General features: G+C 37.0%; 14 protein-coding genes. 8 read left to right on the top strand and 6 right to left on the bottom strand.

All coding sequences use genetic code 11. The annotated features are described in order from the left end of the window. Window positions 1-216 precede the first annotated feature (216 nt). The 3 genes from ACOVO2_RS11710 to ppk1 all read left to right on the top strand — a co-directional run bounded on the left by ACOVO2_RS11710 (window position 217) and on the right by ppk1 (window position 5,398). Window positions 217-2,130, top strand: coding sequence for a Kelch repeat-containing protein (locus tag ACOVO2_RS11710; RefSeq protein WP_421770152.1), 1,914 nt, complete (start codon window positions 217-219; stop codon window positions 2,128-2,130). Between the two features lie 13 nt (window positions 2,131-2,143). After that, window positions 2,144-2,962, top strand: a complete 819-nt coding sequence (locus ACOVO2_RS11705; RefSeq protein WP_421770151.1) for a leucine-rich repeat domain-containing protein — start codon at window positions 2,144-2,146, stop codon at window positions 2,960-2,962. Between the two features lie 123 nt (window positions 2,963-3,085). Beyond that, a complete protein-coding gene (ppk1, locus tag ACOVO2_RS11700) occupies window positions 3,086-5,398 on the top strand; it encodes a polyphosphate kinase 1 (protein ID WP_421770150.1) in 2,313 nt (770 codons plus the stop codon). Between the two features lie 275 nt (window positions 5,399-5,673). Here ppk1 and ACOVO2_RS11695 read toward each other — a convergent pair whose 3' ends face one another. Next, window positions 5,674-6,684, bottom strand: a complete 1,011-nt coding sequence (locus ACOVO2_RS11695) for a LacI family DNA-binding transcriptional regulator (RefSeq protein WP_421770149.1) — start codon at window positions 6,682-6,684, stop codon at window positions 5,674-5,676. A gap of 401 nt (window positions 6,685-7,085) precedes the next feature. On the opposite strand from ACOVO2_RS11695, the gene ACOVO2_RS11690 reads away from it, so the two are divergent. The 4 genes from ACOVO2_RS11690 (at window position 7,086) to ACOVO2_RS11675 (ending at window position 17,128) form a co-directional block, all read left to right on the top strand. Next, entirely contained in the window at window positions 7,086-10,277 is a 3,192-nt protein-coding gene (locus ACOVO2_RS11690) for a SusC/RagA family TonB-linked outer membrane protein (RefSeq protein ID WP_421770148.1), read from the top strand. A gap of 11 nt (window positions 10,278-10,288) precedes the next feature. Continuing rightward, window positions 10,289-12,145 carry a RagB/SusD family nutrient uptake outer membrane protein gene (locus tag ACOVO2_RS11685; protein ID WP_421770147.1) on the top strand — a complete coding sequence of 619 codons (1,857 nt, stop codon included), beginning with the start codon at window positions 10,289-10,291 and terminating at the stop codon, window positions 12,143-12,145. Window positions 12,146-12,304: 159 nt separating this feature from the next. Next, window positions 12,305-15,634, top strand: coding sequence for a VCBS repeat-containing protein (locus ACOVO2_RS11680; protein ID WP_421770146.1), 3,330 nt, complete (start codon window positions 12,305-12,307; stop codon window positions 15,632-15,634). A gap of 315 nt (window positions 15,635-15,949) precedes the next feature. Continuing rightward, the gene (locus ACOVO2_RS11675; protein ID WP_421770145.1) at window positions 15,950-17,128 is read left to right on the top strand and encodes a galactokinase; all 1,179 of its coding nucleotides are present in this window, start codon (window positions 15,950-15,952) and stop codon (window positions 17,126-17,128) included. Window positions 17,129-17,138: 10 nt separating this feature from the next. On the opposite strand, the gene ACOVO2_RS11670 is transcribed toward ACOVO2_RS11675, so the two are convergent. The 5 genes from ACOVO2_RS11670 to ACOVO2_RS11650 all read right to left on the bottom strand — a co-directional run bounded on the left by ACOVO2_RS11670 (window position 17,139) and on the right by ACOVO2_RS11650 (window position 22,742). Beyond that, window positions 17,139-17,576, bottom strand: a complete 438-nt coding sequence (locus tag ACOVO2_RS11670) for a hypothetical protein (RefSeq protein ID WP_421770144.1) — start codon at window positions 17,574-17,576, stop codon at window positions 17,139-17,141. Window positions 17,577-17,648: 72 nt separating this feature from the next. After that, entirely contained in the window at window positions 17,649-18,176 is a 528-nt protein-coding gene (locus ACOVO2_RS11665) for a hypothetical protein (protein ID WP_421770143.1), read from the bottom strand. An 11-nt stretch (window positions 18,177-18,187) separates the two neighbouring features. Further along, a complete protein-coding gene (locus tag ACOVO2_RS11660) occupies window positions 18,188-21,136 on the bottom strand; it encodes a hypothetical protein (RefSeq protein ID WP_421770142.1) in 2,949 nt (982 codons plus the stop codon). Window positions 21,137-21,258: 122 nt separating this feature from the next. Then, window positions 21,259-22,050 (bottom strand): hypothetical protein, encoded by a 792-nt coding sequence (locus ACOVO2_RS11655; RefSeq protein ID WP_421770141.1) that lies wholly within the window; start codon window positions 22,048-22,050, stop codon window positions 21,259-21,261. Window positions 22,051-22,151: 101 nt separating this feature from the next. Continuing rightward, window positions 22,152-22,742, bottom strand: coding sequence for a hypothetical protein (locus ACOVO2_RS11650; RefSeq protein ID WP_421770140.1), 591 nt, complete (start codon window positions 22,740-22,742; stop codon window positions 22,152-22,154). Window positions 22,743-23,220: 478 nt separating this feature from the next. On the opposite strand from ACOVO2_RS11650, the gene ACOVO2_RS11645 reads away from it, so the two are divergent. Next, window positions 23,221-24,665: glycerol-3-phosphate dehydrogenase/oxidase (locus tag ACOVO2_RS11645; RefSeq protein ID WP_421770139.1), on the top strand; the 1,445-nt coding region annotated here is incomplete at its 3' end.

Genomic DNA, 24,665 nt, shown 5'->3' with positions numbered 1-24,665 from the left:
TACGTTAATAACAAAAATAAATACTAAAAATGACTATTTGATACTATTGCTCAGTATTTTAACGAAAAGTTAATCGACTGAGGTAATAAATTATGATTATCAGTATATTTTATTTTATATTTGCATAAAAAATAAGTTAAACTGCGAAAACTTTAAAATGTTTTAAATTTCCTGATATTTTTATTAACTTATTTTTAAATTTTCCTAATATAACCAATGTATAATATCAAAAGCCACGCTTTTGCCTTCTCACCTTACAAGAAAAATCCAAAACTAACATTTACAAGTATTCTATTAATCATTTCTCTTAGTTGCTTTTCTCAAAATCAATGGACTTGGATGGCAGGATATCTTGTAAGTGACGCTGTTTGGATTTATCCTCGTCCGCTTCCATCACCGCTTAGCGTGCGTGGTACACCTTGGATACTTGGGAGTAACGTAAAGCCATCTGTAAGAGAGCACCCCGCTGGAGGAATCGTAAACAACAATGATATTTATGTTTATGGTGGTGCCGCACTCGAAAATGAGTATTCCTCAGATTTTTGGATCTATGATGTTTCACAACAAAAATGGGCTTTTATCTCTGATTTAGGCTGGCAAGTTATTATTGATGTTATCGGTAGAGAAAGCACAACAGCTCACCCTGGTGGGAGAAATCGGGCTGCCTCAGCCGTTGATAAGAATGGAAATATTTGGTTTTTTGGAGGCTTATACAGAGATAAAAACACCAATGAAACCTTTACCCGATCAGACCTTTGGCGATATAACACGCAAACAAAAAAATTTACTTATTTCGATGAGTACGCTGGCTCACAAAGCAAACCAAGCGATAGATACAGAGCCAGAGCATGGTTTGATAATAATAACAATATGTGGATGTATGGTGGGGCTGTAGATACTCAAAGCGGATCTCTTTCATACAATGATCTGTGGAAATTTAATACCACAACCTATACTTGGACGTTTATCAGTGGCAATAAAAACCAACCATATTGCAAAAACTGCCCAAATGGCGTATATCCAACTACTCCTGGAATAAGCGGAACCCAGTATTTTCCTCGGGCACGATCTGATTATGGATACTGGCAGGATAATTCGGGCAATGTATGGATTTATGGTGGTTATGCTGAATCGCACGGAAGTGATGAATATGGCGACTTATGGAAGTTTAATCCTGTCACATCCGAATGGACGCTGATATCAGGAAGTAGTGCCATGAATCCGCCACAAACAGCCACTAACCCTGGCTCTAGAAATGCACCTTATTGTTGGGTCGGAAACGATAATAAACTATATATGACTGGCGGCCTCAGACAATATTCTTCTTTTTTGAGAGATATTTGGAGAATAAATCCTACGAATGGTAATTGGGAGGCTGTAAAAGTAGATAATTCAACGAATAATTCGCCGATTTCAGCTGGTTTTCAAATCGAAAGCCCTACAAATTTGCCCGGAGCATCTGTCAACACGCTTAATCATCTTACAACTGGCTCGCACACCTACATGTTTAGTGGATATGGAATGGGTTCAAACAATCTATTAGGTTTTACAGGTGCTATGTGGAGATACTCGTTAGATGGATATGACCCTAACTTGGTGCCAGTAGCTACCCCCGACTCATTGGTTTTACCATACCGTGATTCTATTGCTTGTAATATCAGAGCTAACGATTTGCCAAAGGGCTTATTCAACAATGCCAGTTTCGATATTGATGTAAATCTTGCAGGCATACAAAAAACGCTGTCAACTTCAAATGGGAATTTTTCGGTTGATAGTTTAGGAACTGTTTGGTTCAAACCTAGAACAAATTTTTTAGGCACGGTTACACTTAGCTACACCTATCAAAATATGGCAAAGTATGTGTCCAATACCGCTCAAGCAAAAATTATTGTTTATAAATGTGGCACTAGGCTCTTGAGCCTGGCTTCGCCAGTTAATGATATCAACAATGGTGTTTATCAATATACAGATAATGAAGAGGTTCGATTGACTAACAAAATAATACCGGCAGGTTCGAGTCGTTCTACTGTAAATGTGAATGCCGCTGCTTCCATAGTTCTACTACCAGGTTCAGCGATAACTCCAAACAATGGTTCAACATTTGAGGCCAAAATTAGTGGCTGCAATTAATCATATAAAACAAATGAAAAAATATTTCTATTCTTGTCTTGTAGCGGGGCTTTTCGTGGTAGCTTGTAGCTCACGAACTATTGAAACCGACCCAAACATTGTTATTATAGAGGATAGCAATTTTGAGAAAGCACTTATAATGCAAAAAATTGACTCTGACAGTAGTATAAATGGCCAAATAAAGAGGGCTGATATTGACGACATTAACATTTTGAGTATTCCGAACCTTCAAATCAAGTCGTTGGTAGGTATTGAAGGCTTTAAGTCTTTGACATATCTAGATTGTTCACTCAATCAAATCACCAATCTTGATGTAAGCCAAAATCCTAATTTAGAGTCGCTCGATTGTTCTTCAAACTTTCTGACAACAATTGATCTAAGTAAAAATTTAAGGTTATCAGCATTAAATTGCACAAAAAATCAATTGAAAGACCTTACGATTCAGAGTAAGCAATTATATGCCCTCAATGCAAGTAATAATTCGCTTGTCACGATTTCGGTCGACGCTGCCACAAAACTCACATTGCTCCATTTATCCAACAACCAACTCAAATCCCTTAGCTTATTCAATAATGCTGCATTGATGGAGCTCAAGTGCGAAAGCAATAAACTCACAACTATTGATTTAAGCAAAAATACAAAACTTAGAGTATTGGAGATTTCAAATAATGGTTTATCCGCTCTTGATTTATGTGCTAATACCGAACTACTAAAACTGGCATGCACATCAAATAATATTACCAAGATTATGATTCCGAAAAAGATACAAGCACTTTTTGTAAATAATACTGCGTCGATAGATAACAAAACCTCTTATGCTACCTGTGATTAATATTTTTTCTGATCAACCTTAGAATATGATTAGAATTGGTATCCTAACGTTAAATTATCATTAATTCCTTGAATTTTAGCCCATTTATGGCTTACTTCGCAGAACACTTTTTGTTGTCGAGCGATGGAAGAAAATATAAAGAACAACCCCAATGACAAAGGCTCGAAAGGTAGCCTTTTTTCTTTTCTAAATGGATTAGTACCAAATGGTAAAAATAATGAAACTAAGGGTATAAACGAAGATTCTAAAATTAATCGTTATGCCGATAGTATAGAACAATCTAACTACTTGAGTCGTGATTTAAGTTGGCTGAAATTTAATGAGCGAGTCCTTGATCAAGCTCGCGAAAAAGATTTAAACCTATTTGAAAGATTAAAGTTTTTGGCTATCACGGCATCTAACCTCGATGAGTTTTTTACAGTCCGTCTGGGAAGCCTCTATAATTACCTTGATTTTAATAAAGAGAGAATAGATTATTCGGGACTACGAGAAATTCCGTTCCGAAAGGCATTGATGCTTTCGGTAAAACAATTTTGTCAAGAACAAGACCGAGTATTCAAGGAAGAATTAAAACCTTTATTTTCGGAATTTAAGTTTAGAATTGCCAAAATCAATGAGTTGTCAGGCAGCGAGTTAGAAGAAACCATTGCGTATTTCGATAATACTGTGTATCCGATGCTTACGCCGATGCTCTTTGACCATACACATGCATTTCCGGTTCTGATTGCTAAAACATTGATCTTCGGTGTAGTAACTGATGCCAATCGCTCAACGCTATTTCCTGACGACAGCGAGAATAAAAAACTTTCATTCGTTCAGATTCCGAGTAACTTACCACGTTTTTTTCCGATAGAGCGTGGCGAAGAAATTTTGTTTTTACCGATTGAAGAAATCGTTCGTCACGAAATAAAAAAACTCTATCGAAACATCGAAATTCAATCGGTCAATCTTTTCCGAATTGTACGAAATGGAGATTTTACCCTCGAAGAGTCAGATGATATCGAGGCCGATTTTGTCGATGAAATTAAGCAAAAAATCAAAAGTCGTCGATTAGGCAGGGTGGTCCATATGGAAATTGAGCCCAATCCAAATGAATGGATGCTCACTATGCTCCAAAAACGCTTCGAAATTGATAAGTATAATATCTTTTTTGATGAATGCTTAATAGACTACACTTGTCTATGGCAAATTATTCGTCACCCAGAATTTCAAGAAGATATCAAGCCCGTACATCCTCCAATCACTCATCCAAGATTGAGAGATAAAAACGCTGATATTTTTGAGGTAATCCGTGAAAAAGACCTGTTGCTTCATCATCCATACAATAACTTCGAGCCAGTTTTACAATTAATTGAAAAGGCTGCCGAAGACCCAGATGTATTAGCAATCAAACTTACAATCTATCGTCTGGCAAAAAAATCTCGCGTTACTCAAGCACTCTTGAAAGCAGCCGAAAATGGCAAACACGTTTCGGTTCTGTTTGAAATAAAAGCACGTTTCGACGAAGAGAATAATATCCGAGAAGCTGACCGCCTACAGAGAGCCGGTTGCTTTGTTATTTATGGTATTGGGTGGTACAAAACCCATACTAAGCTCATGCTCATTGTAAGAAAAGAAGGTAATAAAGTAACGCAATATGCCCACTTGGCCAGTGGAAATTATAACGAAGATACGGCAAGACTTTATACGGACATTGGCCTTTTGACGAGCAATCCGACTTATACGAAAGATATTTCCGAATTTTTCAATGTAATTACCGGACATTCACAACCAGCCGATTATCATAATCTGATCACCTCTCCTCGAGATATGCGTAATAAACTCATTGAAATGATTCGCAATGAGGCACTTAATGCTCAAAATGGCCTATCAAGTGGTATTTGTATAAAACTAAATTCGCTCGAAGACCAATACGTCATCAACGAACTCTACAAAGCTTCGCAAGCAGGTGTAAAAATCAAACTAATTGTTCGAGGAATTTGCTGTTTACGTCCTGGGCGTAAAGGATTGAGCGAAAACATAACAGTACGTTCAATTGTTGGTCTTTTTCTCGAGCACGCTCGTATCTTCTATTTCCATAATAACAATACTCCAAAATTATACGGTGGTAGTGCCGATATTATGGTACGCAGTTTCGACAAGCGAATCGAATCGTTGTTTGAAATTGTTGATGAAGACATAAAACGTCAAGTCATGCACATTTTAGATTTTAATCTCCGAGACAATGTAAATGCCTACGAACTTCAAGAAGATGGTACATATAAAAGAGTAGTTTGTTCGTTATCATCTGATGAGCCTGCTTTTGATATCCACCAACGCTTTTTCGAAATAACTGAGCAGCAATATGAGCCAATTTCTTTATTCGACGATACACTAACCACTGTTGAAGAAGAAACTCAAGAAACAATAACTGAAAACTCTTTGAATGAAGTGTAGTGCTATAATTAGCTGATTTAAATTGTGTTCAGTCAATAGCAAATATATTCAATATAAATCATCCCGTATTTTGAGATAAATCTGCCCCAGAGGAGCTAAATATTGGGATAAAGGCCGATTTTCTAACAAATAAGTTCCACATGAACGACCAATTTCGCTATATTGGTCGTTCATGCGGAACTCAAAATTTGAAATAACTACTATTTTCTACCGAGCGTCGGCCGCCAATATTTGACCCTTGACAGGATCTTTACAAAATCCGGAATGACTCATGTTTAATGTACAATCAATTTAGTATTCAAAATGATTTCTTGATAAGGAGGCATTTCTTCCGATGGATTCTCAATGATATTTATCAACAATTCAGTTGCTTTAACACCCAAATTATAGGCAAATTGCTCGACTGATGCCAATGGAGGATTGTCTAAATAAAAAGTCATAGGGAGATTGGCAAAACTTACAAACAATATATCTTTATTTGGCACAATTCCTTTTTGCTTACATACCTGCATTGCATAAAGTGCGACATAATCATTAAATGTAAGAATAGCTTCGGGAGGCTCAGCTAACGCAAGCAATTCATTAATTTTTATTACAGTGTCATCTTTTGATAGATCTGTTGCTTTAATATATTTTGGAGAAGTCTCAAGATTAAATTTTTTAATTGCCGCCAAATAACCATTCAAACGTTCGTCACATACTTCTAGATTGGAAGGTCCATTTAGGAGAGCAATTCGCCTGACTCCTTTATTTATCAGATACTCAATTGCTTCAAAAGCACCTTCAGTAATACTGCAACGAACTTTATTGGCTTCGAGATTTCGTGGTACCCGATCAAAAAATACTAAAGGAGTTCCAAAATTTTCTACTTCTTTAAAATGACTATAATTATTGGTCTCGGCAGCTACAGAAGCAATCACCCCGTCTACTCTACTACTAAGAAAAGACTTCAACGCCTTTTCTTCCCTTTCAAACTTATCTCTTGATTGACTCACAACAACATTATATCCTTTTTCTAAGGCAACATCTTCAATCCCCGAGATAGCCATCGAAAAAAACTCTTCTTGCAAATAAGGTAAAAGTACACCGATGGTAAAAGTTCGATTTTTTTTCAGGAAAATAGCCGCTGGATTTGGAACGTAATGCATTGATTTTGCCAACTCCCATACTCGTTCTCTTGTACGAAGGCCTATACGAGTATTATTCTGCAAAGCCCTCGAAACTGTCGAAATTGAGACCCCCAATTTTTTAGCTATTTCTTTGATGGTCGCTTGATGTCGTTGCATTTTTTTAGATTAAAATGGATTAAGATTATTCTCGCAAGTTAAGCAAATTTGAGATTTATCAATAAATCTTAAAAAATATAACCGCCATAATTTCTCGAAACGTACAATTTTGGGCGGTCATTCCTAAAGTTTTTTTATACAAATCGATGGATTTTTAAAATTTATAGGATGCACCACACCACAAAGAAAAAGATAAATATTTGTTAAAATATTATAATTTTGTGCAAACGATTGCATTTTCCAAATTATTCAAATAATCTAATTTTTACTTCGTATTTATCAATTAAGACCCCATTTTGTCTATAAATAATCTAACTCTATCTTCACATATTAAAATTTTTTAATATAACTTTAAGAGATTTTTATTTCACAATGTTTAATAACCTTAATCAAAAATTTCTATGAAAAAATTTACTCTGCGGGCATTAGTAGTACTACTTCTCGGAGCCGTAGGAGCACTGTCAGTTCCGAATGCTTTTGCCAAAGAAGGTTCTGGAAAGTTTCTTGAGCAAAAAGTTACCGGAAAAGTAACTGATTCTGAAAAAGGAGAAGCTCTTCCAGGGGTAAGTATTCTCATCAAAGGTAGCCAAAAAGGAACTACTACAGATGCTAATGGTGAGTATACGATCAATGTGGCTGATAGCAAAACAGTATTGGTATTCAGTATTGTAGGCTATGAACCACAGGAGATCGTTGTTGGCAATCGTGCAACGATTAATGTAGGGATGGTAACCGATACCAAAACATTAGGTGAAGTCGTTGTGGTAGGTTATGGTGTACAGAAAAAAGAAACAATCACAGGTTCGGTAGCATCAGTGAAAGGTTCAGAATTAATCAAGTCACCAACTGTAAACCTTAGTAATTCAATTGCTGGCCGTATGGCTGGTGTAGTTGCGGTAAACCGCAGTGGTGAGCCAGGTGCCGATGGTTCGGCAATTCGTATCCGTGGTTCGAATACACTCAACAATGGTGATGCCCTCATCGTAGTAGATGGTATTCCGAATCGTGCAGGTGGACTTGACCGTATCAACCCAAATGACATCGAAAGTGTGTCGGTATTGAAAGATGCATCGGCGGCAATTTATGGTTCTCGTGCTGCCAATGGTGTAATCTTGATTACTACTAAGCGTGGAAAAACTGGTAAGCCACAAGTTTCATACTCGGCCAATCAGGGTTTCTCACAACCAACAGTAATCCCTAAATTGACAAATGCTGCTCAATACGTAAGCATGCTCAATGATCTCGATATTTATGGTTTACCTGTAAGCGAGTGGGCTGCGGCTAATGCTGCTTACAAATCGACAGGTTCTTTCACTCGTCCGAACGGAACTATCAGAAAAGCACCTTATTCTCCAAGCGATATTCAAAAATATGCTGATGGGTCTGACCCTTGGTTATATCCAAATACGGATTGGTACAAAGCTACTTTGAAACCGTGGTCGCCACAGACGCAACATAATTTACAAATTTCGGGTGGTACTGAAAATGTAAAATACTTGGCATCGTTGGGCTATCAAAACCAAGATGGTTATTACAAAAACTCGGCAACTGCTTACCAACAGTATGATATTCGTTTGAATTTAGACGCTAAAATTAACAAATACATCAATCTGAATGTAGGTATTTTAGGTCGCGAAGAAGCACGTAACTACCCAACTCGTGGAGCAGGTGCTATCTTCAGAATGCAAATGCGTGGAAAACCACAACAACAAGCCTACTGGCCGAATGGTCTTCCTGGCCCAGATATCGAAAACGGTGAAAACCCAGTTGTAATCACTACTGACTTATCTGGTTATGACCGCCAAAGACAAGATTATATTCAAACCAACGGATCACTTGATATTCAAATTCCGTGGGTAAAAGGTTTGAAAATAACAGGAACAGCAGCGATTGATAAAAGAATCGGTACAAGAAAATTATGGCAAATTCCGTGGACACTCTACCAACAAGGATCAGGCTTTGAGGCAGATGGCACAACTCCTAAGCTTGTTGCAAGTAAACGTGGCCCCGCTGAACCAAACTTAAACCAATCATATGACGACCAACTGAATATTTTACTCGGTACTGTTGCGACTTACGAACGTACATTTGGAAATCATGGTCTTACAGTTTTGGCTGGAACAAATACTGAAACTATCAAAGGAAATAACTTCAATGCATTCCGTCGTTATTTCATCTCTCCTGCTCTTGACCAAATGTTTGCGGGTGGTGATTTAGAAAGAAACAACGGTGGTGGTGGTTATGAAACTGCTCGTATCAACTATTTTGGTCGTGTAGCTTATAATTTCAAAGAAAAATATTTGGCTGAATTCTTATGGAGATATGATGGTTCTGACCGTTTCCCGAAAGCAACACGTTATGGTTTCTTCCCGGGCGTAATGGCAGGTTGGGTAATGTCAGAAGAGAAATTCATGAAGAGCCTTTCATTTATTAGCTTCTTGAAATTGAGAGGTTCATGGGGGCAACTTGGAAACGACCAAGTAAACCTTCCTAACTCTAACACCCCTGCTACTTATCAGTACTTATCAACATACGGATTCCGTAGTTATATCTTAGGTGATGCCGAGCAAAAAACATTGTTTGAAACTCGTCTTCCAAACGAAAACATTACTTGGGAGGTTGCTTCTAACTCAAACTTTGGTTTAGAAGGACAATTATTCAACGGTAAAATCAGTTTTGAAATGGATTATTTTGTGAACAAGCGTTCAAAAATCCTTTGGTTCAAAAATGCTTCAGTGCCGCAATCAACGGGTATTACGCTTCCTGCACAAAACTTTGGTGAAGTTTCAAACCGTGGTTTTGATTTCAACGTTGGGTACCGTGGACAAAGTGGCGATTTCAAATATAACGTAAGCGTAAACGGTGGTTATGCAAAAAACAGAATCGATTTCTGGGATGAAGCTCCTGGTGCTCCTGAATGGCAAAGAACTACTGGCCGCCCAATGAATACTTTCATGGCTTACCTTTATGATGGTGTATTTAAAGACCAAGCTGCCATTGATGCTCGTGGAATTGATTACTCGGCAATTGTAAAAGAGCTTCGCCCTGGAGATATGAAGTACAAAGATTATAACGGCGATGGTAAAATTACACCAGATGATATGGTTAGAACTGATAACACAACCCTTCCTCTTTTCCAAGGTGGTATCAATCTGGGAGCTCAATACAAAAACTTTGACTTGACAATCTTGATTCAAGGTGCTGCGGGTGCAAAACAATACGTAAGTGCAGGTGAAATGGGAAATATCGGTAACTACTTGCTTGATATTTATCAAAACCGTTGGACAATCGATAACCCAAGCGATGTTCACCCTCGTATCGCCAACCGCTCTGACCAATATTACTCAAATAATAACACTTATTGGTTGAGAAGTTCAGATTATATGCGTTTAAAAAACTTTGAGTTAGGCTATTCAATTCCTGAAACTATTGGTAAAAAGGTAGGTTTCAGTAGCATGAGAATCTATGCAAATGGTGTCAACTTGTTTACGATTGACAAATTGAAAGTATTTGACCCAGAAACAGCGAGTACAACTGGTCAGTACTATCCTCAATCAAGAGTAATTAACTTAGGCATAAACGTTAAATTTTAATTAATAAAAAAATGAAAATGTATAAAAAAATAATTTTGTCATTCTTTGCAGTTTCGTTTTTTACGATTAGCTGTAACGATGACTTTGTAGATACAAAACCACTCGACCAATTATCTGAAAACGTAGTTTGGGGAGATGCGGCTTTGGCCGAAGCTTTTGTAAGCGAATTATATGGTGGCTTAGGTGTTGGTGGGTTCAATGAGCAAATGCTGGCTTCCTTGACAGATGAAACCATTTTTACACACCCTGGTAGAGGTATCACAACCATCACCGAAGGTAGAAGTAACCCTGCCGATCCAGGTTGGATTAATGGTACTTTAAGCTGGGGAAATATGTATTCGCGTATCAGAGCTTGTAATCTTGCCCTGAAAAACTTAGAAAAGCCTCAATTCCCAAATACAAACAATATCGTTGACCGATTGAAGGGAGAAGCTAAATTTATGAGAGCTTATTTTTATCATCAATTAGTTCGCTACTACGGTGGCGTGCCAATCGTTGACAAAGCGTTTGCTCTGACAGATACTGATTTCTTGACTGCTCGTAATACATTCGAAGAATGCTTAAACTTTATCGTAAAAGACCTCGATGAAGCAGCCGTATTACTTGATGGAAAATCACTCCAAAAAGGTCGTGCAACTAAAGCGTCTGCCTTAGCTCTAAAATCTCGTATGTTGATTTACGCAGCCAGCGATTTATATGATGTACCAACTGCCAAAGCAAAATCTAAAGCAATGGCTGCTTTCGGAAAACCAGAATTGATGGGCTTTGTGAGCGGTAGCCGTACTGAACGCTGGCAAAAAGCAAAAGCTGCCGCTAAAGCAGTTTTAGACTTACCAGGATTTGGATTCCAATTAGGACTTACTGCCCCTGTTTCGGCTGACCAAGCATCAACTAATTACATTAATCAGTCATTAGGAAGAAACGGTGGTCAAAACGAAATTATCTTCGGTAGATTTTTTATCCAAAGCAAGAACGAAGATGGTGGACGTGTAGGTTTATTTAATGGACCAAATGGCTATAATAACTGGGCTGGAAATACGCCAATCCAAGAATTAATTGATGATTATGAAATGATGGACGGAACGAAATTCGACTGGAATAAGCCTGAACATGCGAAAGCTCCATATGATAATCGTGACCCACGTATGAGATCATCGATTTTATACGAAGGCTCGCCTTGGAAACCTCGTTCGGCAAGTGCAGCTCCGCTTGACCCTGCCAACCAAATTCAAACTGGTGAATATGAAGTTACTTCAGGTAGTACAAAAAGAGTACACTTTGGTTTAGATACTCGTAAGAGTAGCATCGAAGACTGGAATGGTAGCTACACTGGCTATTACATGCGTAAATTTACAGACCCGAACCCTGGTTTAGTTGACCAAAACTCTTGGCAGCAAATTCCTTGGCCTTTCTTACGCTATACAGAGGCAATTTTCAACTATGTTGAGGCTTGTATCGAACTTGGCGAAGACGTTGAAGCGAGAAGATGGTTGAATCAGATTCGTTTCCGTGCGGGTATGCCTGCAATTACCGATTCGGGTGATGCTTTACGTCAACGTTATCGTAACGAACGCCGTATCGAAATGGTATTTGAAGAACAACGCTACCACGATGCACGCCGCTGGATGATTGCTCCTACAACACTTGGCCGCAAAGCAAGTATTATTGTAGTAAAAGGTACTTTGAAAGCAGGTAAAACTATGCCAATTTATAAATACGACCCAACAAGTTATGATTATTCTTACACTGTTGGAAAAATTGACCCAGGTAAAGAAAACCGTAACTGGGATGATAAGATTTATTTCTTACCAATTCATCGCGATGAGATGAACCGTAATAATAAATTAGTTCAAAACCCTGGATACTAATATTTATTAGCAAAAAAAGGGTAGTCAGAAGTATAAAAACTTTTGGCTACCCTTTTTTATTTTTTGGCTACGTGCTTCTATCACAACACAACTTTGTATATTTGTTTTATAATAACAAACTTATATTTTTTCTCCTTGCTGGAGGTTTATGACCTAAAAATGAAAATTTCGACCATTGCATACCTACTACTTTTAAGCATATTTTTTACTTCCTGTAATAAATCTTCATCTGACGAAAGTGCTTCAGATGAAGAAGAAAAACAAGATCCAATTTTCACATTGCTCTTTGCCGATAAAACCAATATCGATTTTCAGAATGTCATCAACGAAGGCCTAAACACCAACGTATTGATGTATGAGTATTTTTATAATGGTGGTGGGGTTGCAGTTGGAGATGTAAATGGCGACGGACTCGAAGACCTCTATTTCACGAGCAACATGCAGCAAAACAAATTGTATCTAAATAAAGGTAAGATGCAGTTTCAGGATATAACTACTCAGGCAGGTGTAGCAGGTAGAGAAGGACCTTGGAAAACAGGAACAACGATGGTAGATATTAATGCCGACGGGCGACTTGATATTTACGTGTGCCACTCTGGTAATCTGCAACCCGAAAAGAAAACCAACGAACTCTTCATCAATCAAGGAAATAATGCCAACGGAATTCCAACTTTTGTGGAACAAGCAGCAAAATTTGGACTCGATAGCCCCGCATCAAGCACAAACGCGTACTTCTTCGATGCCGATAAAGATGGCGATTTAGATATGTTTTTGCTCAATCATAACATAAAATCACTACCCGTTCTCGACGAAGCCCGCACAGCAGCTCTCATCAAAGTCGATGATGCCATCAGTGGATCAAGGTTTTATAAAAACGATAAAGGCTTTTTCCGAGATATAACTCGTCAAGCGGGTATTCAAAGTTCGGCATTGTCATATGGTTTGGGAGCAGGAATCGCAGATTTCAATCAAGATGGCTGGCCAGATATTTATGTAAGTAATGATTATGCCGTGCCAGACCGCCTCTACATTAACGATCAAAAGGGAAGTTTCAGAGAAGTAAGTCACGAGCAAATCGGCCATACTTCTAATTTCTCGATGGGAAATGATGTGGCCGATATAAACAACGACCAACTTCCCGACATTTTCACACTCGATATGCTTCCCGAAGATAACCGACGCCAGAAATTACTGATGTCGCCTGATAATTACGACAAATTTGATTTGGGCGTTAGATCGGGATTTCATTATCAATATATGCGAAATATGCTCCAACTCAACAACGGAAATGGAACTTTTAGTGAAATTGGACAGATTTCGGGCATCTCTAACACCGATTGGAGCTGGGCAGCACTTTTTGCCGATTATGACAACGATGGCTGGAAAGATTTGTATATCACCAACGGCTATTTACACGACTACACAAATCTTGATTTCTTAAAATACATGGACGATTTCATGGCCACCAAACAAGGTGGTTTTCAACGAACTGATGTGCTCGAATTGGTACAGAAAATGCCTTCATCAAATGTAAAAAACTACATTTTCAGAAATAACGGAAAGCTAAACTTTAAAGACCAAACAACCAACTGGGGCATGGGTGAGCAATCGAATAGTAGCGGAGCAGCTTATGCCGATTTGGATAATGATGGAGATCTAGATTTAGTAGTCAATAATATTAACTCACCGGCATTCATTTATCAAAACGAAGCCAACAACAAGCTCGGTAATCAGTTTTTGAAAATAAAACTTAATGGCGAAAACGGCAATAAAATGGGTATCGGAGCGAAAGTTTATCTTTATGCCCAAGGAAATACTCAATACCAAGAGCAAATGCCCACTCGTGGTTATCAATCAAATGTTAGTTTTACCCTTAATTTTGGACTTGGAAAAAACACCAAGATAGACTCTGTAAAAGTAGTTTGGAACTCGGATAAAAGCCAAGTTTTGAGCAACGTTCAAGCGAATCAAACTTTAATTTTGGAAGAAAAAAATGCCTCTGCAAAACAAAATTCAAATATTCAAAACAAAACAATTTTTACAGAAATAACTTCGCCTATCGTTTCAGTTCAAAACCAAACCTCATCTAACGATTTCAAAAGACAACCTTTACTGACTAATTCTCAGTCATTCATCAGTCCGATAATGGTTAAAGGTGATGTAAATAAAGATGGGTTAGAAGATATATTCGTAGGTGGAAGCTACGGAAAGGGTAGCGAAATACACATCCAGTCGAGCGGTTCTTCTTTACAATTCTTTAAGAAACCTTTCCCTTCTAACCCAAATGCTGATGTAAGCGATGCCATATTCTTTGATGCCAACGGCGATGGTTTCCAAGATGTTTATGTGGCTTATGGTGGCTATGGTAATTTCACCGAAAACGATCCGAATCTACAAGATCAATTGTTTTTGAATAATGGTAAAGGCGAGTTTACGCTGAGTCCTTCTGCCCTACCCTCTATGCTCACTAGCACAGGTTGCGTGCGAGTGGCCGATCTAAATAATGATTCAAAGCCTGATCTTTTTGTAGGTGGCCGAGTTTCGGTTGGTAAATATCCAAACATTCCCCGTAGTTATGTGTTAATCAATAATGGCAAGGGGCAATTTAAAGAAAATACACCTACAGAGCTAAAAAATATTGGTATGGTTAGCGATGCAGCCTTTGTTGATTTGAATAATGATAAAAAACAAGAATTGGTAATCGTTGGAGAATGGATGCCCATAACGATTTTTGAAAATGAAAGTAGCGGTTTGACCAATAAAACCGATAAGTATTTTGATAAAAAACTAAGTGGGTGGTGGAATAAACTAAGCGTCGAAGATTTAAACGGCGATGGTTTACCAGAATTATTAGTCGGAAATTTAGGCTTGAATAGCCAAGCTAAAGCAAGCGACAAACAACCAGTTGAGCTCTATTATAAAGATTTTGATGATAACGGAAGCATAGACCCGATTTTATGTACATACATTCAAGGTAAAAGTTATCCTTTTGTAACGCGTGATGAATTACTGGAACAAGTACCTATCAAACGCCCCAAATTTACTACCTATGAAAGTTATTCGAATGCGACATTGACCGATGTTTTTGGTGAAGATGAGCTAAAGGATGCTAAAAAACTTGAAGCCAATTGTTTGAAAACGGTATTATTGGCTCTTAATAAAAACGGAAAATTTGAAGAAAAACCACTGCCAGTCGAAGTGCAGTATGCACCAATTTTTACTGTAAGCACTTTTGATTATAATAATGATGGCAATAAAGATTTAATTTTAGGAGGAAACTTAAACAAAGCTCGTTTGAAATTTGGCAAGTACGATGCCAACTACGGTTTAGTGTTGAAAGGCAACGGCAAAGGCGAATTTGTAAGCATACCCCAACATCTTTCTGGGCTTAATATACAAGGAGATTTACGTTCAACATTAGTAATACAAGGACATGCTTTCTTTGGAATAAACCAGCAGCGAATTCGAACTTTTAAAATTACACCGTAGAATTTTATATATTTTCTTAAAATCATACAAAACTCATTTATGTGCAATGCTTTGCAATCGTATGAACAGTAAATAATATTGATAGTCAAACGATTGCACATAAAACTGGAGGCATTTGTAGGTTAACTAATTTTAAATCAAATAAAAAAAATATAGTAGCTTTGGATATAGTAGAAAGAAAGTGATTAAGTTAACAAAACATTCGTAGAAGCCCCTAAGTTTCTTGGGGCTTTCTTTTTTATAAGCATTCGTGGACTATTATTTCACAAGGTTAATTGCCTACCATAGTTCAAGCTGCCCATTTATTTTGATATAATGATGAACGCTATTTTAACCAAAAAATTCAAAGAGCATTTTGATGCTACACCATCGCTTTTAGTGAGAGCACCCGGCCGAATAAATTTAATTGGTGAACATACAGACTACAACAATGGCTTCGTATTACCCGCGGCAATCGATAAAGCCATATACTTCGCAATCTCAGCCAGAGATGACAAAAGATGCATCTTATTTGCAAATGATCTAGATGATTCTTACGAATTTTCTCTAGATAATATCCATAAATCAGAAAAAAGCTGGGCAAATTTTTTGATTGGAGTTTTGGCCGAAATTTTTGATCAAGGCAAAGAAATCAATACTGGATTTAATCTAGTTTTTGGCGGAGATGTTCCTTTGGGTGCAGGTTTATCATCCTCGGCTGCAGTCGAAAGTGGTATGGGGTTTGCACTTAATAATCTATTTGAGTTAGGTTTATCAAAACTTGAGCTAGCTCTAATTGCCCAACAAGCCGAACACAAGTATGCCGGAGTTAAATGTGGTATTATGGATATGTTTGCCTCTATACATGGCAAGGCAAATTCTGTCATAAAACTTGATTGCCAAGACCTAAGTTTTGAATATTTCCCTTTTGATTTTCCTGAATATTCACTCGTTTTGTGCAATACTGGAGTAAAACATAACCTTGGCGATAGCGAATATAATCAACGGAGAGGGGAATGTGAAGAAGGTATTCGCATCATTCAATTGGCATTTCCACAGGTAGAAAGCCTAAGAGATGTAAGTATGCCAATGTTGCGTAGCCAGGCTGATAAATTATCGCCCATTGTTTACAGACGCTGTAAGTACGTTGTTGAAGAAATCGAACGAGTGAGTGTAGCATGCAAAGCTCTCGAAAATAGAGATTTGACTACATTCGGCAAAAAAATGTATGAAACTCACGAAGGTTTGAGTACAGATTATGAAGTAAGTTGCACTGAACTCGATTTTTTAGTGGAACACTCAATCAATCTCGATAGTGTCATTGGAGCCAGAATGATGGGTGGCGGATTTGGCGGCTGCACAATTAATTTGGTAAAAGCCGAAGCAGTTGAGGAGTTTATTGAAAAAATGTCTTTGGCTTACAAAAATACATTTGAAATAGAGATGTTGAGCTACGTTGTAAAAATCACTAATGGTGTTGAAGAGATTCAAGAAATTTACGAAACTATTTTTTAAATTTCAATAATTACAATTCAACTATTGTATAAGTAATCGTTGTGCTATAGGTTTTCACAGGTAAAATCACGGATATTCCACTTAACCCATATTCAATCGGAATATTACTAAGACTAATACCGCCAAGACTCAAAAAGCTGACATTTATCGTAAAAAAAGCACTAGAAATATTTGTAATAGTTTGGGCAGTAGTACCTCCCGAAGCACTTACAGAACTTAATAAACTGGGCGTGCCTGAGCCGGTTCTGCGTGCCGTAAGTATCAGATTATTGTGCCAGTCAGTAGCAGTCCTACTAACAGTAATTCGATAATTTTTTGCTACTAGCAAAGAACCTAAACCGCTTGCAGTTATCAATGTCTGATTAGCTGCACTAGTAATCGAGCTGGGGGAATAATCGCTTCCGGTAGTAGAAATGGCAGTTATAGTTGGAAGCCAGTTTCCACTCACTGATATAGATTGGCTTTGGGATACCAAACTTATTGCTAGTAAAAAAATAAGAAATCCAGTCTTCATCATAATTTAATTATCAATTAGTGTATAAGTAATCTGAACAACATTTGTCCCACTTCTCAATAATCCATAATTCGAAATACTGACTGTATATCTCAACCTAAATCCGCTTCCGACACCCACACCGGTGTAAGCACCAGTGATATTATTCAATACAATTACTGCCGAACCAAGCGTTATTGGGCTGGCCGTACTCGCTACTATGGTGCCTAAAGTTCCGCCGCCACCAACGGCAGCGTTTAAGCCTAATTTTAATTGTAAACCACTTGGTACAGAACCAGACGATATGTTTGCTTCAATCCTTCTACTAACACCACTTGCTACGGCCGAAGTAAAATTTAGCCATTTTGTTTCATCATTGATAGAGGTATTTATACTTGAACCAGCTGTTGAGGGGCTTGCCAATGTAAGTGTACTGCTACCACTTGATGCAATGCTTATACGTGCTACGTTACTCAAAGTAAAACCTACAGAAGCATTGCCCGAGGTCTGGGCGTTGCATGTAAAATAGGAAAGCTTCATTAAGAGTATGAGCACATTTTTCTTCATTATTCATTTATATTAGAAGCAACACTTATTGTCGGTTTATAAACCGGATTGATACTCGAAGTGCGATTAATACCAATATCTTCGGCTTTTATTTTTTTGTAACTAACTATTCGGTTTTGTAGCTGAAGTTTTAGATTTACATTTAATTTTATAAAATTTACCCCTTTTTTGGGTATAAGGCTTATGGGCTCAGCTTTCAATACTTTAGAAGTTTTATTCTCTTTTGGTTTCTGAATAACCGAAACAGGTTCAGAAATATCTTTTTTCGGCTCTTTGCTTAATATAATTGGATTTGCTGTTTTATTTTCATTTCCGGTTTTGTCGACGAGTTTAAAAGTTTTTGGAACAAATTCGATTTTGCGTTCGACCGGACGAACCCCAAACTCTGTTTTCTTAATTTTATCGACAATAATTTCAACTTTTTGTTGAGCATTTACTACAGAAAACCTCTCCTGATTTTCTGATAAAGTTGCCAAAACTTGGTAAGTTCCTGGTTTTATTTCTTTAAAAGAAAATTTATTACTTTCATCGAGCTGGCTTACAAAGCTTTCTGTTTCATTAAAAAGTTTTACGATTACCTTTGGTTTTTCGGCATAAGTTGCTGCTAATTTGTTGCCTTCTTCAAAAACAACTTTGCCTTCCAAACCGCCGGTTCTTAATAATTCTATCTTAATATTTGAAGTACTATTGGCCATTAAATTTACTTCCATCGGTGTTTTTACATTCGTAATAACCCCAAATGGCATGCTGCTTTTATCAATTTCTAAGAAATATTTATCTGGCACTAGCTTATTGAACGAAAAGAATCCATTCTCGTCAGTCATTATACGTTTATCTCCTAACTTTACCAATACTCCCTTATAATTATTTACTCTATATAAACCTACCACCTGCCCTCTGATATTTCCTAGATTTTTATTTCTGACAATCGGTGCATTAATTCGTAAAGTATATTTTAGGGATAAATAGGTAGTTTTCTGAAAATCTGCAGAAAGATTGGGTATAAAGTTTTGGCCGGCTGTCAGGTTAAAATTATGATTTTTTAATCTCAGTCCTATTGATAAATCTACTAAACTTCTATTTTCAATAAGCTCATCGGGTGCATAATTATTTCTGTATAAGAAATTAACGTTTAATTTTTCGCCCACAATAATTTTCATTGAGCCTCCATAAAAAAACAAATCTGTTAGAGCATTTTCGGCCGAAAACCTGCTTGTTCTTTGATGTTCAGCTATCGTACCAATCCACATCCAAGGAAAAACTCGCACTTGAGGTTGCAGTGAATTTCCTATCGACTGCCTTGGTATACTTGAATCATTATTTTGTAAGAGATTTTGGGCTGTGCCAAACCTACCTTCATACCAAATAATTAGTTTAGGTGCATTTAGATTATAAGAAATACGTGCAAAACTCTGTTTGAAATGAAACTTCTTGGGTTCGAATCTATCCTCCCTTTCTTGTATAACATAACTCAGCATCAAATTACTCACTTTATTAAACTGAAAACTAGTAAATGCTTGTAAACTTGAATTAAAGGGAGAAGTATTAAAATTGATCGCATCTAAACTTGGATTAACTTGAGTTATATTATTTCCAACACCAACATTTAATTGCTTATTTATTGCAAAGGAAACATTGTTAACCAATAAATAACTATTGTTGTAATACCCATAAAAATCCTTTCCAGCGTAAATAAAATCGCTGTGCACTTGTAATCTCTTTAATTGAATCAAAAACCTATTGAATACACCATAATCATATTGTTGAGCTACCTTGTTTCCTACTACTTCTGTTTCCCAATTGAGGATTTTCCCTTGAAACTTCGAAGAAACCCCTATTAGATTTGACCAGAAGCTTCTGTCTCTTCTAACCAAATACTTTGACATATAATCAATAGAAAATCTATACTTTGTGTTTGGTTTGAGAAAAAAACTTCCACCGAATGTCTCTCTTTGTTCATTAAAAAACCTTGGCTGCATATAAAATCCCGAAAAGCCAAATTTCTTATATTCATTATCAATGCGTATCCCTCGTCCAAATCGCCCAAACTCCATGAGATTATTGAACTGCAGTGTATAATCGCCAAGTTGTACAAAATTTTGGTTCTTATAAGTATAATTGATCGAATATACATCATAACTACCTAAAATCGGAATATCAATATTGGTTGGCCCATGAGCAGTAAAGTCTAAAAAGTGTTTTGATTTTAAATCTAAAAAGCCACGCCCTCTGATATCAAACTGAATACCATTTATATTTTTATTACCAAGTAAATAATTTGTATACCAAACGCCAGCCTCTATTGGAAATCTCAAATATGGATCTTTTTTCTTGATTTTAGTAGAATAAACTGGTATCGAATTGATGAGTTGTATCGGAATAAGTGAATCTTTTAAATAAGCTTTTATTCCTGAGGAGATCTCCCATGAATTATTATCACCTCCTTTTACTAATTGTGTACTCCTTACCTTGACGGATTCGTTCGGATTAATACTTAATGAATCTCTATTTAAAAATATTTGACCATCAATACTTTTAAGTTTAACCATCTCACGAGTATTACCTAAATTATGTATCAGATATTCTAGATTTAAGGTGTCCCCTTCTTTAACATATTCTGGCACAGTAACCGGGGCTATTTCTAATTTTCTGAACTTTATTACATCAATTATGAGTTTCTTTGATAAAATTGCCCCATTTTTTCTCTTTGCATAGATATAGAGTGTAAAGTTTCCAGCCACAGTAAATTTAGGCGAAATGACAGTATAGATATATTTGAGGCTTGTTTGATTAATAAAATTTTGTGGTTCTTTCTTAAAAAGTATCTGCCAATAGGCAGGTACACCAACCGAAACTATAACAGGTTCTTGTAATTTAATTGGGCTTTTTACTTCAAAAATAAGATTAAAATGAGAGCCAGGTGAAGTTGTTTTTGGAAAATTTAGCATGTTTATTTGCAATTCCCCTTGTCCTAAGCAGCCAAAAGAAATTATTACAAATAATAATATATGGGCAAAGACCTTCACAGAGATATTAATGAGGTATTCATTAGAAGTCTAAAAATATTTTATTACTCAATTTCAATCGTTAGATTTGAGCCTACAAGATTTTTTCCGTTATCTGCCACCAACACGCCATCATACTTACCTTTCGGTAAATCACTTACTTCGATTTCGAAATTGCTGCATTTTTCCGGAAATACTCGGCGAGAATGGGTTTCTAGGGTCTTAATTTTCTGACCTTGTGCATTGTATATTTCTAATTGCAGTTTTGTACGAACTGCAAATTGGCCTTCGTTTTTGAGCTGTACTTCAACTAGTCGAGAAGAAATTTGTGATTTCTTCAAGTTTACATCCTCAAAAGTCATTTTGGGCGATTCAAAAGTGCCTACATCAACCAGTATCTGCACGGCATACCTTACTTTTGATGTGATATTTAAGCCAGTTTTTTCAGTCCTTGAAACTGGCTCTCCTGGTTCAATCATAATTACCACCCAATATGTACCTTTCGTATCTGTCTGGCGAGGTATATTTATGGTGTAGGTCAAATCATATTCTTCACCGGCTGTCAGTACTCTTTCATCGATACTTGTCTTGAGCCAATTTTTAAGACTTCTACCATGGCCCTCAGTAGCAGAAAAAACCTCATTTTTACCACAATAGAATAACATATCTTGCTTATATGCCACAAACTTTTCAGTCGAATTTCCATCATTTTTTAGTTTTATTCTGCCTGTAATCACACTCCCAATACTACTTGAATACTGATGTGTAAGTCCATTTAAAACTATAATCGTTCCTAATGCTTCTACCGAACTAAAAAAGAGCAAGAATAAATAAGCAGTAAATAAACTTTTTTTCATTGCAGAGTTGAATGTTTTAGTCGCACACATATACGGCTATGTGGCTTAGCTAACAATTCTACCTAAACCTAATAGCATAATTTCTAGAATATAAACACTTATCAGTTATCGGCTAGTGTATAGGTCACTGTTAATGTGTAAGTTCCAGCTCTAAGTGCACCATATTGAGCCGAACTTAGTGTAGCTGGTAAAACATCAGAAGTATAAGTAAGTAAACTGCCGTCAGTTGCACCAGTTCCGGTATAACAGCTTGTAATGCCGTCTAAAACTTTGACAGTGGTACCAGAAGCTAAAGTCTGATTTGGAGCCAATACAACCTGTGCACCAGTTGTTGTACCCACTACACCAGTACCAGATGAAGGAGTTGCTGCTGCTACTTTAACATTTAAGCCATTTACAAGCGTTGAGGATGTGGCAGCAGTTACATAAATCTTACGATCGGTAACTGCCGAACCCATTATTGAGGAATACTGAAGGTATAAATCGGCACCAGTTGCTACCGCTCCAGTAATGGGATCTCCGGCTGTGGTAGGTGCTGAGTAGGTCAAGGTTTTAGTATTACCAGTAGTCGGACTGATTCGAATCATTGTTACTGCAGGAATAACTATACTGACATCATGTGAGGTGGTTTGGCAATATGACTCACCATAGATTCCACTAAGAAGTGCAATTGCGAAAATGATCTTTTTCATAGATGAATACGGGTGTTTAACGGATTTATAAATAATAAAAATTTGAATACGATTTTGGCTTAAACACAGCAAGAGAAATATCTAATTGCTTAAAACAATTTTAGACTCAAAAAGTAAATACTTATTAAACGGGGTTATTTATAGGGGGGACTTTTAAAGCTTATTTTATATGGATTTCAACAATGTTTAGCAAAAAATATACCAATACCTAATAATTACAGCCGAATCAGAAGTTGCAGCTAATAATTAAACAAAAAGAAACGATTTACAGGAAAATGCAAGATGATCAGGCAGATAGCAAAAATTATACCACTCCTTATTTTTAAGGCAAAACCCAAATGCTAGATCACACCAAAAAGCAAGCATCTGAAAGTAATTTAAAAAAGTACTAAACCTATAAAAAATAAATATTATTTTCGCCTATCATTTAGAAAAATTTAAGTAATACAAGTTGAGCTAGTATTACATACAACGATTCATGAACAGAGCAAAAAACCTCGAAAGACTAAAAAACGAATATTTTGACATTTGCATCATTGGTGCTGGAGCAAGTGGTGCAGGCTGTGCCCTTGATGCCGCACTTAGAGGTTTTAAAGTTGCCTTGATTGAAAAAGAGGATTTCGCAGCAGAAACATCGTCTAAATCTACAAAATTGATTCATGGTGGGGTAAGGTATCTCGAGCAAGCCTTTAAAAACTTAGATTTTGCACAGCTTCGACAAGTAAAACATGGCCTCGAAGAACGTCATACCGTTATTCGAAATGCACCACATTTGGCAAATCCTTTGGCACTAATCACTCCAGTATTTAGCTGGTTTGAGGGATTTTACTTCAAAATTGGCCTAACTATCTACGGATTCTTTGCCAAAAACGATTCGATGCCAAAAGCCCAATGGCTGAATAAAAAAGAAACTTTTGAACATATTCCTACGCTGACATCAAAATTACATAGCTCGGTGATGTATTATGATGGGCAGCTGGACGATGCTCGATATTGTTTGGCCTTAGCTCATTCGGCCGATGAAGCTGGAGCTGCCGTTGTTAATCATGCTACACTCACGGGCTTCGAAAAAGATAACACAGGCAAACTTTTAGCTGCTACGGTATCCGATAATCTTTCCGATCAGAATTATACTATCAATGCCAAACTCTTCATCAATTGTACAGGACCTCACGCCGATAGCATCAGACTCTTAGCAAATGTTGAGCAAGAAAAACGCCTCAGACCAAGCAAAGGTGTGCATATGATACTTCCGGCCGAAGTTTTGAATAGCAAAGATGCTATGCTAATACCCAAAACAAAAGATGGACGCGTAATTTTCGTTATTCCGTTTGAAGGGGAAGTTATGGTAGGTACTACCGATGACGAATACCGTGATTTAGAGAAAGAACCTATTCTAGTTGAACAAGAAATAGATTTTTTACTCGATACGCTCCGACCATATTTGGCAAAGGTCCCTGCTAAATCCGCAATTAAATCAGGTTTTGGTGGATTACGCCCACTTATCGCATCTTCTGGCTCAAAATCCACAAAAAAACTTGTCCGTGATCATGAAGTAGAATATGACGAAAAATCTAATCTATTAAGTCTTTTAGGTGGAAAATGGACTACTTATCGCCTAATGGCCAAGGATACAATTGATGAGGCGTGTAAGATTTTAAATGAAGAACTCGAATGCAAGACCGAGCAACATTATTTGATTGGCGGAGAAAACTATAATTTTGAAGAATGGAAAAATATTCAAAATATATATAAACTCGATGAAGATATCTGTAAGCATTTAGTAAGCAAATATGGCAACAGAGCCAAAAAAGTATTAGAAACCTCAAGACTCACTGAAAGAATTCATGCTGAATATCCTTTCATAAAAGCTGAAGTTATCTATACGATTCGAGAAGAAATGGCAAGTAGCCTTCGAGATTT

The organism is Emticicia sp., assembly GCF_049241225.1.
GTDB lineage: Bacteria > Bacteroidota > Bacteroidia > Cytophagales > Spirosomataceae > Emticicia.
This window is presented reverse-complemented; position numbering and strand designations above follow the sequence as displayed.

Coding starts and splice junctions, on each gene's coding strand:
- ACOVO2_RS11710 (WP_421770152.1), top strand. CDS start 217: ATGTATAATATCAAAAGCCACGCTTTTGCCTTCTCACCTTACAAGAAA.
- ACOVO2_RS11705 (WP_421770151.1), top strand. CDS start 2,144: ATGAAAAAATATTTCTATTCTTGTCTTGTAGCGGGGCTTTTCGTGGTA.
- ppk1 (WP_421770150.1), top strand. CDS start 3,086: ATGGAAGAAAATATAAAGAACAACCCCAATGACAAAGGCTCGAAAGGT.
- ACOVO2_RS11695 (WP_421770149.1), bottom strand. CDS start 6,684: ATGCAACGACATCAAGCGACCATCAAAGAAATAGCTAAAAAATTGGGG.
- ACOVO2_RS11690 (WP_421770148.1), top strand. CDS start 7,086: ATGAAAAAATTTACTCTGCGGGCATTAGTAGTACTACTTCTCGGAGCC.
- ACOVO2_RS11685 (WP_421770147.1), top strand. CDS start 10,289: ATGAAAATGTATAAAAAAATAATTTTGTCATTCTTTGCAGTTTCGTTT.
- ACOVO2_RS11680 (WP_421770146.1), top strand. CDS start 12,305: ATGAAAATTTCGACCATTGCATACCTACTACTTTTAAGCATATTTTTT.
- ACOVO2_RS11675 (WP_421770145.1), top strand. CDS start 15,950: ATGATGAACGCTATTTTAACCAAAAAATTCAAAGAGCATTTTGATGCT.
- ACOVO2_RS11660 (WP_421770142.1), bottom strand. CDS start 21,136: ATGCTAAATTTTCCAAAAACAACTTCACCTGGCTCTCATTTTAATCTT.
- ACOVO2_RS11655 (WP_421770141.1), bottom strand. CDS start 22,050: ATGAAAAAAAGTTTATTTACTGCTTATTTATTCTTGCTCTTTTTTAGT.
- ACOVO2_RS11650 (WP_421770140.1), bottom strand. CDS start 22,742: ATGAAAAAGATCATTTTCGCAATTGCACTTCTTAGTGGAATCTATGGT.